At 54.5% G+C, this 12,470-nt stretch carries 14 protein-coding genes, 1 tRNA gene and 1 pseudogene; 13 read left to right on the top strand and 3 right to left on the bottom strand.

Annotation, left to right across the window (positions count from 1 at the left end):
* Positions 1–181 precede the first annotated feature (181 nt).
* Entirely contained in the window at positions 182–490 is a 309-nt protein-coding gene (locus ACZ1HE_RS03935; RefSeq protein WP_472619641.1) for a hypothetical protein, read from the top strand.
* A 35-nt stretch (positions 491–525) separates the two neighbouring features.
* A complete protein-coding gene (gene pyrF, locus ACZ1HE_RS03930) occupies positions 526–1,266 on the top strand; it encodes an orotidine-5'-phosphate decarboxylase (protein ID WP_472619640.1) in 741 nt (246 codons plus the stop codon).
* Between the two features lie 325 nt (positions 1,267–1,591).
* Here the strand turns inward: pyrF and ACZ1HE_RS03925 are convergent, their stop codons facing one another.
* On the bottom strand, positions 1,592–2,005 hold the full coding sequence (locus ACZ1HE_RS03925; RefSeq protein WP_472619639.1) for an NUDIX hydrolase: 414 nt from the start codon (positions 2,003–2,005) through the stop codon (positions 1,592–1,594).
* Positions 2,006–2,099: 94 nt separating this feature from the next.
* On the opposite strand from ACZ1HE_RS03925, the gene ACZ1HE_RS03920 reads away from it, so the two are divergent.
* Complete coding sequence (locus tag ACZ1HE_RS03920; RefSeq protein ID WP_472619638.1) at positions 2,100–3,353, top strand: DNA polymerase IV; 1,254 nt, start codon at positions 2,100–2,102, stop codon at positions 3,351–3,353.
* Positions 3,354–3,409: 56 nt separating this feature from the next.
* On the opposite strand, the gene ACZ1HE_RS03915 is transcribed toward ACZ1HE_RS03920, so the two are convergent.
* Positions 3,410–4,270 carry an N-formylglutamate amidohydrolase gene (locus ACZ1HE_RS03915; protein WP_472619637.1) on the bottom strand — a complete coding sequence of 287 codons (861 nt, stop codon included), beginning with the start codon at positions 4,268–4,270 and terminating at the stop codon, positions 3,410–3,412.
* 149 nt (positions 4,271–4,419) lie between these two features.
* Here ACZ1HE_RS03915 and ACZ1HE_RS03910 point away from each other — a divergent pair.
* The 7 genes from ACZ1HE_RS03910 to ACZ1HE_RS03880 all read left to right on the top strand — a co-directional run bounded on the left by ACZ1HE_RS03910 (position 4,420) and on the right by ACZ1HE_RS03880 (position 9,218).
* Positions 4,420–4,494, top strand: a tRNA-Val gene (locus ACZ1HE_RS03910).
* Positions 4,495–4,581: 87 nt separating this feature from the next.
* A complete protein-coding gene (gene ykgO, locus ACZ1HE_RS03905) occupies positions 4,582–4,707 on the top strand; it encodes a type B 50S ribosomal protein L36 (RefSeq protein ID WP_008562923.1) in 126 nt (41 codons plus the stop codon).
* A 147-nt stretch (positions 4,708–4,854) separates the two neighbouring features.
* Positions 4,855–6,459, top strand: coding sequence for an arylsulfatase (locus tag ACZ1HE_RS03900; protein WP_472619636.1), 1,605 nt, complete (start codon positions 4,855–4,857; stop codon positions 6,457–6,459).
* Positions 6,460–6,573: 114 nt separating this feature from the next.
* A complete protein-coding gene (locus ACZ1HE_RS03895; RefSeq protein WP_472619635.1) occupies positions 6,574–7,590 on the top strand; it encodes an extracellular solute-binding protein in 1,017 nt (338 codons plus the stop codon).
* 118 nt (positions 7,591–7,708) lie between these two features.
* Positions 7,709–8,263, top strand: a complete 555-nt coding sequence (locus ACZ1HE_RS03890; protein WP_472619634.1) for a helix-turn-helix domain-containing protein — start codon at positions 7,709–7,711, stop codon at positions 8,261–8,263.
* On the top strand, positions 8,260–8,778 hold the full coding sequence (locus ACZ1HE_RS03885) for a GNAT family N-acetyltransferase (RefSeq protein ID WP_472619633.1): 519 nt from the start codon (positions 8,260–8,262) through the stop codon (positions 8,776–8,778). Before ACZ1HE_RS03890 ends, ACZ1HE_RS03885 begins: the two co-directional genes overlap by 4 nt.
* Positions 8,775–9,218: a DMT family transporter gene (locus ACZ1HE_RS03880; protein ID WP_472619632.1), complete on the top strand. Its 444-nt coding sequence runs from the start codon at positions 8,775–8,777 to the stop codon at positions 9,216–9,218. Before ACZ1HE_RS03885 ends, ACZ1HE_RS03880 begins: the two co-directional genes overlap by 4 nt.
* On the opposite strand, the pseudogene ACZ1HE_RS03875 reads toward ACZ1HE_RS03880, so the two are convergent.
* Positions 9,215–10,881: pseudogene (locus tag ACZ1HE_RS03875) on the bottom strand (ABC transporter permease). The gene ACZ1HE_RS03880 and the pseudogene ACZ1HE_RS03875 overlap by 4 nt on opposite strands.
* Before the next feature lie 173 nt (positions 10,882–11,054).
* Here ACZ1HE_RS03875 and ACZ1HE_RS03870 point away from each other — a divergent pair.
* The 3 genes from ACZ1HE_RS03870 to ACZ1HE_RS03860 are packed head-to-tail and all read left to right on the top strand — an operon-like array spanning position 11,055 to position 12,445.
* Positions 11,055–11,312, top strand: coding sequence for a DUF3302 domain-containing protein (locus tag ACZ1HE_RS03870; RefSeq protein WP_472619631.1), 258 nt, complete (start codon positions 11,055–11,057; stop codon positions 11,310–11,312).
* 3 nt (positions 11,313–11,315) lie between these two features.
* The gene (locus ACZ1HE_RS03865) at positions 11,316–12,056 is read left to right on the top strand and encodes an HlyD family secretion protein (RefSeq protein WP_472619630.1); all 741 of its coding nucleotides are present in this window, start codon (positions 11,316–11,318) and stop codon (positions 12,054–12,056) included.
* Positions 12,050–12,445, top strand: a complete 396-nt coding sequence (locus tag ACZ1HE_RS03860; protein WP_472619629.1) for a hypothetical protein — start codon at positions 12,050–12,052, stop codon at positions 12,443–12,445. The genes ACZ1HE_RS03865 and ACZ1HE_RS03860 overlap by 7 nt, the downstream gene beginning before the upstream one ends.
* Positions 12,446–12,470: the final 25 nt, after the last annotated feature.

Raw genomic sequence — 12,470 nt, 5'->3', positions numbered from 1 at the left:
GCGCCCGAAATCGGCACGCCTGTCGTTGGGCCTCACATTCAATTTGGGAAATGAATGCTACGCTTCAAGAGGTTCGATCACGGAAATTCAAAATGAGTTAAATTCTCTGAATTTCACCTCAACAGCGCCTCACTTTAGTAATATTTCAGAGTTCAGATAAGGGTACAAAGTGGAGGCTGTCATGCTGGTTACGAATATAGAAATTTCTCACTACTCTTACTGCGAACAATCCACGCGTCATACTGCAAATGTCTGCATGACGCTGGGCGATATGTTTGTCACTCTATTCTGTGCACTGGATATGCCTGCCAATGAATGCCCCAAGGAACGTGCAAAAGCCTTTGTCGGGGATGCCATGCGGCAATTGAGGCGCATGCCTGAATACCGCTCAGGTAGACGATCCGTCGAATTGTCCGAGCATGTTCAACCCCCTTGGCTTTGCTCGCATAAAGCATCGACGTCTCTTGCACTGGCGGAGACAGCTATTTAGACAGGCGCGACCCCATACAGAGAGGATTGCGCCCAATGACCGCTACACCTGCGTCTGACGACCGACTGATCGTCGCCCTTGACGTTCCCAATGCCTTGCAAGGTTTGGCCCTGGCAGAACAGCTGGGCGACGCGGTTTCGTTCTATAAGATCGGGCTTGGAATGCTGACTGGCGGCGGGCTCGCTCTTGCCAATGAACTCAAACAGGATCATGGCAAACGCATTTTCCTGGACATGAAATTATTTGATATCGGCAATACTGTGGAAAGCGCGGTTCGGGGGCTGTCGCAGTTCGATTTGGATTTCCTGACTGTTCATGGGGATCCACATGTCGTCCGAGCCGCCAAGGAAGGTGCTGCTGGCACCAACATGAAGATCCTGGCCGTGACCATCCTGACGTCCTTGAACCGCGATGATCTGGATGCTGGCTTGATCAAAGCAGGTGATATTCACGACCTTGTCACTGAACGGGCGGCAAACGCATTCGAGGCTGGGGCGGACGGGGTGATCGCTTCTCCACAAGAAGCGGGATTGATCCGGGCCCTGCCTGAGGCCAACAACCGTCTGATCGTTACGCCTGGCGTTCGTCCAGCTGGCGCTGAATTGGGTGATCAGAAACGTGTCGCTACTCCAGCCAATGCTGTTTCCGACGGAGCCGACCACATCGTCGTCGGACGTCCCATCTATCGTGCGCCCGATCCACGCGCTGCGGCACAAGAGATTCTCGCGGAACTGAACTCGGCACAAGCGACGACCCGGAACCGGCCTAAAGCTTGAAATTGACTATTCCCTTTCCAGGATGCTTCCGGCGATTTCGACTTCGGTAAGCAAAGGTTGAAACCTAACGCAGAGCTGCCTGCCCGCTGTGCCCGCAAAAGCACATATGCCGCACTCAATTCAAGCGACTGGAAATCTAGGCTATGCGAACAGCGATTTTTGGTGAAGTCTAAGAGTGAGACACTCCCCAACGAGCTTATTCTTCCTGAAGTTCGTTACCTCCCCCGCTCGAGAAGCGGGGGTTTTCTCGGTAAAGCCCCCTTATCTAACCAATTTTTGGACAAGCATCAGTCTGTTTGTGTACTCGCGTAACTGATCTTTGGCCTCAGCACACCATCTCGGTTTCCCACAAGTAGGTCCGAAGCTGGTCCGCAAAATGAGGAACCGCCAGGGGATGTTCGACGTACTCCATGGGCGACATGAGCTGCCATCCCTGCCCTTCGGAACCAAAACGAATATCGTTTACTGCGTCTGCATCCAGATGGCTGACAAAAAACCAGACTGTTCCGTGCGGCCGCTCGTATGATCGCGCCCAACTGATATTCGAGACCAACAATCTCAAACCAACCTCTTCTTCGGTTTCTCGTAGTGCACAGTCTTCCGGGCTTTCGGTTCCCTCCCGTCCTCCGCCGGGCAAGTCCCAGTGTCCTGGATAGGGGATATCATCCCGATCGTCCCTTAGGATCACCAGCAATTTCGACCCAATAAAGATCGCAAGTTTTGAACCTGCATATGTCATGAAAATCACCCCGTCAGACTGTCATTTCGCCCGAATCCGACGTACAACGTATTGATCTTAATCTCAGTTACAACACTTCAATTCCGAGCCGCCAATGCCTTCCCTGTGCCGCGACTGCATGTTCCAGTTCCAAGATGCGCGACGCTGCCCTTCTTGCGGTAGCCCAAGGGTGGTAGCGGACCCCGAATTGTTCGATCTGTCTATAGCTCACATGGATTGTGATGCCTTCTATGCCTCGGTCGAAAAACGCGACAACCCAGAACTGGAAGACAAGCCGGTTATCATAGGAGGGGGCAAGCGAGGTGTGGTTTCAACAGCCTGCTACGTTGCCCGAATTCGCGGTGTCCGCTCTGCCATGCCAATGTTCAAAGCGCTGGACCTTTGTCCAGATGCCGTGGTGATCAAGCCGAGAATGAGCGTATACGCAGAAGTCAGTCGACACATCAGAGGCATGATGGACGAATTGACGCCAGCGATAGAACCATTGTCGCTGGACGAAGCTTTCCTGGATCTTTCTGGCACACAGAAATTGCACGGCGCGCCTCCAGCAGTGATGCTGGCAAAGCTGGTAAAACGGATGAAAAACGAATTGGGCCTGACCGGTTCTATCGGCCTGAGCCACAACAAGTTTCTTGCAAAAGTCGCCTCAGATTTGGACAAACCACGCGGGTTTTCGGTGATCAGTCGCCAAGAGACGGCTACCTTTCTCGAAGAAAAGTCCGTTCGCTTGATCTGGGGGATTGGTCCAGCCGCACAAGCTTCGCTGGAAAAGGCAGGCATTCGAACGTTCGGTGATTTGCTGCGATGGGAGCAACAGGCCCTGGCTGACAGGTTTGGCGCCATGGGGTACCGCTTGTGGCACCTTGCGCGCGGCCAGGACAAACGCAAAGTTTCCGCACACGAACCGATGAAATCCATCTCGAATGAGACCACTTTCTTCGAAGACACCGGTGATCCGCATATCCTGGACGGACATCTATGGCGCATGGCGGAAAAAGTTGCGGATCGCGCCAAGGCGAAAGGTATCGCAGGGCGCGTCGTAACACTCAAACTCAAGCGCGCAAACCATGCACTGCTTACGCGGCGCGTTTCTCTCAGGGACGCGACGCAGATGGCGGATACAGTGTATCGCACGGCCCGCAACCTGTTTGACCAAGTTGGGGATCAGGGCCCTTATCGCCTTTTGGGGTGCGGGTTGTCGGATTTGTGCCCGGAACATGACGCGGACAAATCCGGAGATTTGCTGGATCCGCAAGCAGGCCAACGCAACGAAGCAGAACGGGCCACCGACAAAATCCGAGAGCGCTTTGGCAGCGACGCAATCATCAAAGGGCGCACATTACGTTGATTTTGAATTACGTGCGGAAATAGCTGGCGAAAGCCGTCGTATACACCGGGCGCTTCTTACTCGGCAGCAACCTTTACTGGCCCCTGCCCAAAAGCTGCGACTCGCGCCGCCATACGTCCAAGTAGCGTTCGCACGCGATCAAAGTCAGCGTTCGGTCTGATCCGCTTTTCGTCCATGTACAGAGAGCGATCAATTTCGATCTGAATGGCGTGCTGCCTGCGTGACGGGCGCCCGTAAGCTTGAGCTACATAGGCTCCTGCAAACGGTGTGTTGCGCATTACTGTAAGCCCGACGTCAACAAATGCCGCCTCGACCTCATCCATGACTTCGCTTGAGGCAGCAGCCCCGAAACGATCACCCAGAACGATATCCGGGCACGCTCTACCTCTACGGCAAACACTGTCCAACGCTTCGTGGGGCATCGAATGACAATCCAACAAGATCGCCTGACCGAACATTTGATGTGAATCGTTCAATAGTGACTGCAACCGAGTATGATAGGGATGCCAATACTTTTCGATACGCCGACGGGCCTCGCTCAAAGGCAACTTACCTCGATAGATCGCCCGCCCGTTTGCCACGACACGGGGAATCACCCCCAGTCCCGATGCCACGCGAGGATTGTGCCCATGCTTGCGAACACCTTCTACTAAAGCCGGGTCCAATTCGTCAGGGCTACGGTTCAAATCCAGAAACGCTCGTGGTGCACCGGCCTTCAGAAATGGGGCACCATGATCAGCAACATCCTGAAACAGAAGGTCAACGTAAGCGTCCTCGGATGAACGAATCGCTCTTTCATCCAGAACAGTTTGATTCAGAAACCAGTCCGGATAGTCACTTCCACTGTGAGGAGACGCAAAAACCACGCAGGATGTGCGTTTCATAGGTTCGGACAAATGATATGCAGCTCGCGGCATGGGATCTCCTTACAAAGAAAAACATAGACCGGAAAATAGTTCGATCAAAAGCCCTTGATCCCCTCGACGACTCCTTTTATAGACCCCGCTACCGGCGCGGTTCTCCGCGTCCTAGTTTTTTCTGGGACAGGGATTGCAAAGGTATTCATGGGCGATTAGCTCAGTGGTAGAGCACTTCGTTGACATCGAAGGGGTCACAAGTTCGAACCTTGTATCGCCCACCATGAATTTCACTGTCTCGGTTTTCCGGGACACCCGTAACACCAGGCGCTGGCCACCTTGCAAAGGCGCCGCAGGACAGGAGACAGGCCATGAAGGTCAAGAACTCGCTCCGCTCGCTCAAGAACCGGCACCGTGATTGCCGTGTTGTGCGTCGCAAAGGCCGCGTTTATGTGATCAACAAAACGCAGCGTCGGTTCAAAGCTCGCCAGGGCTAAACCAGACCGCATATTCAAAGAAAACCGCGCCTTCGAGCGCGGTTTTTTTATGCCCTCTCCCCTGATTGGACCACCGAACAGAGAGTTCTGTGGGGATTCTTCGAATGCTGCTAGCCTGACTGGGCCGCACAGAACCGGAGGTCCGCCATGTCTCGTCCCAACGTCATCCTGATTTTGGCCGATGACATGGGGTTTGCCGATCTGGGTTGCACCGGGTCGGAAATTCGCACGCCCAACATCGATGCCCTAGCCAAAGATGGCACCTTGCTAAGCGCGATGTACAATTGCGCGCGATGTTGCCCCACTCGCGCTTCTCTTTTGACCGGGCTTTATCCTCACAACGCTGGCATCGGGCACATGGGGGCCAATCTTGGTACGCCCGCCTATCAGGGGTTCTTGCGCAACGACTCCGCCACCATAGCGGAACACCTGCGTGCCGCAGGCTATCGCACCCTGATGAGCGGCAAGTGGCATGTAGCAGGGGATTTCGGATCTCGTGACTATGACAGCTGGCGCCCCGGCGATGTCGAACACCCCACCCCGCGCCAGCGAGGCTTTGACCGCTTCTTTGGTATTATGGACGGGGCCGCACATTTCTTTTCGCCGCATTACATGATGGAAGATGACCGCCGGGTCGAAGTTCTGCCCGATGACTTCTATTTCACAGATGCGATCACCGACAAAGCCATTGGAATGATCGAAGAAGCAGTACAGGACGATACCCCCTTCTTTCTCTATCTCGCCCATACCGCCCCGCATTGGCCTTTGCATGCCCACCCTGAAGACATCGCCCGCTATGACGGCGTTTATGCCAAGGGTTGGGATGCGATCCGGACTGCTCGGCATGAAACCATGAACGGCATGGGCCTGTTTCAAACGGCATGGGACATCTCTCCAAGAGATCAGGACGTGCACCATTGGGGGGATGAAACGCATAAGGATTGGGAAGCCGCCAAGATGGCCACCTATGCCGCCATGGTCGACCGGATGGACCAGTCCGTCGGGACACTTGTGGCCGCGCTTCGCAGATTGAGCCAGTTGGACAACACGCTGATCCTGTTCCTGTCCGACAATGGCGGTTGTGCCGAATTCATGGCCGAAGACGGGTGGGCCCAATTCTACCCGGACATCACGCATGACGGCCGCAAGATCACTATGGGCAACATCCCCGACCTGAACCCAGGGGACGCTCAAACCTTTCAAAGCTATGACAAGCCCTGGGCAAACGTTTCAAACGCTCCCTTCCGACTGTTCAAGCATTACGTCCACGAGGGAGGTGTTTCTACTCCTTTGGTGGCGCACTGGCCCAAGAGTTTCGAAAAACAGGGGGTCAAGCACGCGGCTTGCCATGTGGTCGACTTATTGCCCACCATACTCGAAGCTACTGACACTCCCTATCTGAAAGAACTGGGCGGTCATGAGATCCAACCCCTGCAGGGGGAAAGCCTGCTGCAATTGCTCCAGGGGTCGGATTGGACCCGGGAACAGCCAATCTTTTTTGAGCACGAAGGTAATGCCGCTGTTCGTATGGGCCAGTTCAAACTTGTTCGCCTGCACGGTTTGGATTGGGAATTGTACGACATGGAAGCGGACCGGACAGAATTGAAAGACCTAATCCGCGGAGAGGAGGATAGAGCGAACGAAATGATCAGATCATACCAGAACTGGGCAGACAAATCCGGTGTCATGGATTGGGAAATCGCTCTCCCCAAACTCCTTCACGCATGGAACATGGACAGCGCTGATGGATAGGCTTGAACCTATCCGAGTATTTTTATCGGAATTCCTTTTCAAATTGCCGGGATTGCATTAGGTCCTTTGGGCAATCGGGTCGGCATCCGCCCCCATCACGACGAAGGACCTGCCATGTTCAACGCAACCACTCCACTTGCCGCTGTAATGGTCGCGGCATTGACCACTACCGCTCTGGCCGAAGGTGAATTGAACCTTTACTCCTCGCGCCACTATGACACCGACGAACGCCTGTACTCCGACTTTGAAGAAGCCACTGGCATCACGATCAATCGGATTGAGGGAAAATCGGACGAACTGACGGCCCGTATCATTGCCGAAGGCGCGAACTCTCCTGCTGACGTCTTGATCACCGTTGACACATCGCGCCTTGAGCGCGCCAAGAACGCAGGTGTTTTGCAGTCGATCGACAGCGATGTTCTAGAAGCCCGCATTCCAAGCTACCTGCAAGATCAGGACAACCAATGGTTCGGGTTTTCGCAGCGCAGCCGGGTAATTTTTTACAGCAAAAAAGACGTCATCGACCCGCCGCAATCCTACCTTGATCTGGCCGACCCCAAGTACGACGGTATGATCTGCGTGCGGTCGTCGACCAATACCTATAACCAGACCTTGTTGGCCTCGATCATCGAGCATCACGGCGAAGATGCCGCGCTGGACTGGGCCAAAGGGATTGTCGCCAATATGGCGCGTGACCCCAAGGGCGGTGACACCGATCAACTGCGCGGGCTTGTTTCCGGCGAGTGCCAGATCGCGATCAGCAACACCTATTACTTCGCTCGCGCCCTGCGAAAGAACGTCAAAGGTGTCAGCGACAGTGTCGACTTAATCGGTTGGGTGTTTCCCTCCCAAGACGCCGAAGGTGCTCATATGAACCTGTCGGGTGGCGGTGTGGCGGCCAATGCACCGAACAAAGAGAACGCCATCAAGTTTCTGGAGTACCTCGCTTCGGATCAGGCCCAGAAGTACTTCTCAAACGCCAACGACGAATATCCTGCTGTTTCCGGGGTCGCGCTGGCTGAATCTGTTGCGAAGCTTGGCCAGTTCAAACCTGATGACGTAGACCTGTCCGCGGTAGCCAAGAACATTCCAACCGCACAAAAAGTCTTTGATGAAGCTGGTTGGAAGTAATTTACTTAACACCCACCACGAAATAGGCGCGAAGAATTTTTCGCGCCTTTTTTCTTGATTTTTCATTAAAAAAATATTTCATTATTCTCGTAACTGAGAATCTTTCCCATTATTGATCATGCCTGATATTCTATCACAACGCCTCTCTGAACGACTTCGGGAGCTTCGCCAGCAACGGGGATGGTCTCTTGATCAATTGGCGGCCCGCAGCGGGTTGAGCAGGGCATCGCTATCGCGCCTTGAAAAGGCCGACGTCAGCCCAACCGCAGAAAACCTAGGACGATTATGCACGGCCTATGGCCTGCCGATGTCCCGCCTCATGATGATGATCGAAGACACATTTGTTCCGCGCGTCCCAATTGAACGGCAAACCGAGTGGACCGACCCCGAAACAGGGTTTGTCCGCCGATCGGTCTCGCCTCCAGCAATGGGCCTGGCAGGTGAAGTAATCGAATGCCACTTGCCGCCGGGAACGCGCGTTTCTTATGACGGTCCACTTAAGCCGGGACAGGAACACCACGTGATCCTTCTTGACGGGGCGATGTCACTTACAGTCGATGCGGTACGCCATGATCTGACAGCTGGAGATTGTTTGCGATATCACCTGTCCGGGCCTTCTGTGTTTGAAACCACGCCAAGTCGCGGCGTTCGTTACATGCTGGTGCTGATATGATCGAACAAATTTTTCCGAAAGAGCTTCCCTCGATTTTGGATGATCTGGCACATGTCTTATGCGAATGCGTCAATGCAGGTGCGAGTGTCGGATTCATATTGCCATTCACGCGTCGGGATGCGCGGGCCTATTGGGAAAACCGCGTTGCCCCTTTGGTTGACACTGGACAGTCCCAGTTACTTGTCGCTCGGCAAGACGGCCATGTCATGGGCACGGTACAACTGATACCCGCCACAATGCCCAATCAACCACACCGCGCAGATGTCGCAAAACTGCTCGTTCACCCCAAATGCCGTAGACGCGGACACGCGAGGGCCCTGATGGAGGCCTTGGAGCAGCGCGCACGTGATGCAGGCAAATCACTCTTGGTACTCGACACCCGCAGTGGGGATCCATCACAGCACCTTTACCAGACGCTGGGTTACGAAACGGCCGGGGAAATCCCCGATTATTGCCACAATCCGTTCAACGCCCGGTTGGAACCCACAACATACATGTACAAACTGTTGAAATGACGGCAGCCCTGATCCTGGCCGTTGTGATTGGAGGCGCCCTGATCGCGGCGCAGGGCGCAATCTATACACGGATGTCCGAACTGGTTGGTGGATCAATTCAGGCGACGGCTCTTGCCTTTGCCATCGGAACCGTTGCGTTGTTTACTCTTCTAACCATCACAGGCGCCCCTTTTCCACGCCGCTCGGATATGGCGGCAGTGCCTGCTTGGATCTGGTTTGGCGGCCTGATCGGCGTCTACGTAGTACTGGTCTCGATCTTTGCTGTACCGCGCATGGGTATCGCATCTTACATGGTCTGCGTAATCATCGGGCAGTTGGCCGCCAGCTTTGCCTACGATCGGATTGGTGCATTTGGCTTGGAAGTTCGGGAGTTTTCCTCCGCCAACCTGCTCGGGCTTGGCTTGGTCGCGGTTGGGGCTGGTTTGGTCGTCTGGCGCTAACGCCCGCGCCCCACCTGCCGACAGATCAGGATAACCGGCAATAATCCAACCGCCAGAATGACCAATGACGGAACCGCCGCCCCTTCGAGTCGCTCATCCGATGCCAGACGAAATGCCTGAACCGCAAGGGTGTCATAGTTGAACGGTCGCATGATCAGCGTGGCAGGCAGTTCTTTCATTACATCGACAAAGACAATCAGCAACGCTGTCAAAAGCGAAGGTGTCAGGATCGGCAGATGCACCCGGCGCAATGTGCCCATAGGTGTCTTGCCCAACGACCGAGCGGCGGCATCCATGTTCGGATGCACCATGCTCTGCCCACCCTCGTACGCCGAAAGTGCTGCAGACAAAAACCTTACCATATAAGCAGCTATCAAAAGCCAGATCGACCCGGTGATCAGCAAGCCGGTGGACACACCAAACGTGGCCCGCATCCAACTGTCCAGAATGTTGTCAAAGTTCGCAAATGGCACCATCAAACCAACGGCGATAACACCACCAGGTACAGCGTATCCAAGGCGTGAAATGTAAACGGCGGCCATTGAACGGCGGCCCGGTTTAAGGCGCTGAAAAAGCCGACGCAGATGGCTGCGCAGACCGTCACCACAGCGGCCACGGATGCAAGTGTAAGCGAGTTCTTGATAAATCCAAGGTATCGGCGCGACAACAGATCCTGCTCGGAATCCAAACCCATCTGAAACAGAATGAAAACAGGCAGTACAAAGCCCAGAACCACGGGTATCACACACAAGACAAAGGCTGCCGCCGCTGGTATCCCTCGCAACTTGGCCTGAGGTAGCCCCGCGTGTCGGCGGCCTGCCTGATGGTATTTGGATTTGCCGCGCTGCGCCCTTTCCATGACTGCAAGCATCAAGGCAAACCCCAACAAACACAGAGCGAGTTGTGCTGCAGCTCCCCGATCGGCCATCGTAAACCAGCTGGTGTAAATCCCTGTCGCAAACGTCTGCACCCCAAAGTAGGCCACGGTCCCGAAATCGGCGATAGTTTCCATCACCGCAAGCAACACACCCCCCGCAATCGCAGGACGCGCCATGGGCAAAGATACTTTCCAAAACGCGGCGAAGGCACTGGAACCCAAGGAACGCGCCGCATGAAATGCCGCCGCACTTTGCTGCAGGAATGCGGCACGAGCCAGCAAATAGACGTATGGGTACAGGACCAGGATCAGCATCACCGCCGCCCCTTCAGTCGAGCGAACCTCGGGGAACCAATAGTCACGCGGTCCCCACCCCATCACCTCTCGCAAGGTGCTTTGCACAATCCCCGGATGATCAAGGATAAAAGTATAAGCATAAGCCAGCACATAAGCCGGAAAAGCCAACGGCAACACCAGCGCGACCTCAATCAACCGCGATCCGGGAAAACGGGTCATTGTCACTAACCAGGCAGCCCCAACGCCCAGGCAAAAAGTACCTGCTGCGACCAGTACGACAAGAACAACGGTGGTGACCACATATCGTGGCAGTACTGTAGACAGCAGATGGGACACTGTATCCGTCCCACCTGTTAGGGCGGCCAACACCACCGCAAGCATTGGCAACAGACACATCCCAGCGATCACGATGGCAATCCAGCCAAGTGCTCGCGTTCCCGGAGAGTTACGGTGTCGTGTGCCCAGTTCTGAGTATTCGATATCGGCCATGATCGTGTTGCTAAAGGCTGTTTGCCCTTATTCGATCATTTTTGTCGGCAATGCCAGCACCAAAGCCGGTCATTGGTTTCTCATGCAGTGCCGTTTCCGGTAAAATCAGTTTTCATCAGCCTGTACCACGTGCACAATGCTGAAAAATTTCCATTATCACGGGGTTCTTACACATGACCGCATTGGACTATTTTGCCTGGATTGTTCTTGTTGTCCTGATTCTGACCGCGATTGTCGGGTTCGTTATGCTCGCGCGACTGCCCGGAAAAATTGCCCAAGACCGAAATCATCCACAAGCCGAAGCTATCTCGGTCGCGGGTTGGCTTGGGGCGTTGATGTTTGGAATTTTCTGGCCGCTGGCTTTGGTTTGGGCTTTCACTGTGCCATTGCAGGATCCCCGAATGGCCTCAGTTTCTGAGAAGAAGGCCTAAGCCATGATTGTCTTTCTCACTCTTATCTACGTGGCTCTTCTTTTCGTTCTGATCCGCCTAAAAGTGGTACCAAACTCTGGTTTGACATGGGCCACGACGTTGGTCTGGATGGTTGTTCTATTCATTTTCCTTTTCATTCCATTGCAGTGGGGCGCACCTCAGGGATCAACCCGTGTCTTAACGCGGGCCGTTCAGATCATACCGAACGTCAACGGCGAGGTCGTTGAAATTGCAGTCCAGCCAAACATTCCGGTCAACAAGGGAGACCTCTTGTTCCGGCTCGATTCTGAACCCTTTGAAATTGCTGTTGCTGCCGCTGAGGCACAGCTGGTGCGGACACAAACCCAAGCGAAGCAAGATACAGACGCATTGCGAAACGCGGAAGCACAGTTGAAACAAGCACTTGCTCACAAGGTGCTGGCTCAGAGCCGATATGACGATGACGCCCAACTAGTTGCAAGCGGCACAATCTCGGAAAACCGCCTTGAGCGCCGCCAATCCGATCTCGACGCGGCCGACGCAGCTGTTGATCAGGCACAGGCCGCTGTGTCGCGGGCCGAGACTGAATTGGGCGCAGTTACAGATAGCGGCGTTGTCGCAAAAGTGGCCGAAGCACAAGCAAATCTGGATCAGGCCCGCTGGAATCTGGATCAAACCTCGGTGCGCGCGCCGAGCGACGGATTTGTCACCAACCTTGCCTTGGCTGTGGGCCAACGTGTCACCAGCCTTCCTTTCGCATGCTAGCCATGGTCTTTGTGGACACGTCCGAAAAGATCCTGGTGGCGAACATTCAACAGATCTATGTTCGGCACCTTGAAGTTGGTCAAGGCGTTGAAATTGCGTTAAAAACCAAGCCCGGAATAGTTCTGGCCGGGACCCTTGGGGACATCATCAACATTTCTTCGCAAGGGCAGGCTCTGGTGTCGGGAACGGTCTACACGACGGGGCAAGTGCAGGCAGAACCGTTTGTGGCACAGATTTTACTGGACGATCCAGATATCATGGAGGCCCTACGCCCGGGCGCAGTTGGAGTAGCCACAGTTTACACGGACTCGGTCAAGCCAACACATGTCATCCGTCGTGTGATGATCCGCATGCAGAGCATCATGAATTACGTGATCCCTACGTTGTAGTTTTAGGGCACAGAAAAAGCCCACG

The organism is Falsiruegeria sp. JB4-1 (assembly GCF_055693495.1).
This window is presented reverse-complemented; position numbering and strand designations above follow the sequence as displayed.

Coding starts and splice junctions, on each gene's coding strand:
- ACZ1HE_RS03880 (WP_472619632.1), top strand. CDS start 8,775: ATGACGGCAGCCCTGATCCTGGCCGTTGTGATTGGAGGCGCCCTGATC.
- ACZ1HE_RS03915 (WP_472619637.1), bottom strand. CDS start 4,270: ATGCCGCGAGCTGCATATCATTTGTCCGAACCTATGAAACGCACATCC.
- ACZ1HE_RS03860 (WP_472619629.1), top strand. CDS start 12,050: ATGCTAGCCATGGTCTTTGTGGACACGTCCGAAAAGATCCTGGTGGCG.
- ACZ1HE_RS03885 (WP_472619633.1), top strand. CDS start 8,260: ATGATCGAACAAATTTTTCCGAAAGAGCTTCCCTCGATTTTGGATGAT.
- ACZ1HE_RS03900 (WP_472619636.1), top strand. CDS start 4,855: ATGTCTCGTCCCAACGTCATCCTGATTTTGGCCGATGACATGGGGTTT.
- ACZ1HE_RS03890 (WP_472619634.1), top strand. CDS start 7,709: ATGCCTGATATTCTATCACAACGCCTCTCTGAACGACTTCGGGAGCTT.
- ykgO (WP_008562923.1), top strand. CDS start 4,582: ATGAAGGTCAAGAACTCGCTCCGCTCGCTCAAGAACCGGCACCGTGAT.
- ACZ1HE_RS03895 (WP_472619635.1), top strand. CDS start 6,574: ATGTTCAACGCAACCACTCCACTTGCCGCTGTAATGGTCGCGGCATTG.
- ACZ1HE_RS03865 (WP_472619630.1), top strand. CDS start 11,316: ATGATTGTCTTTCTCACTCTTATCTACGTGGCTCTTCTTTTCGTTCTG.
- pyrF (WP_472619640.1), top strand. CDS start 526: ATGACCGCTACACCTGCGTCTGACGACCGACTGATCGTCGCCCTTGAC.
- ACZ1HE_RS03935 (WP_472619641.1), top strand. CDS start 182: ATGCTGGTTACGAATATAGAAATTTCTCACTACTCTTACTGCGAACAA.
- ACZ1HE_RS03870 (WP_472619631.1), top strand. CDS start 11,055: ATGACCGCATTGGACTATTTTGCCTGGATTGTTCTTGTTGTCCTGATT.
- ACZ1HE_RS03925 (WP_472619639.1), bottom strand. CDS start 2,005: ATGACATATGCAGGTTCAAAACTTGCGATCTTTATTGGGTCGAAATTG.
- ACZ1HE_RS03920 (WP_472619638.1), top strand. CDS start 2,100: ATGCCTTCCCTGTGCCGCGACTGCATGTTCCAGTTCCAAGATGCGCGA.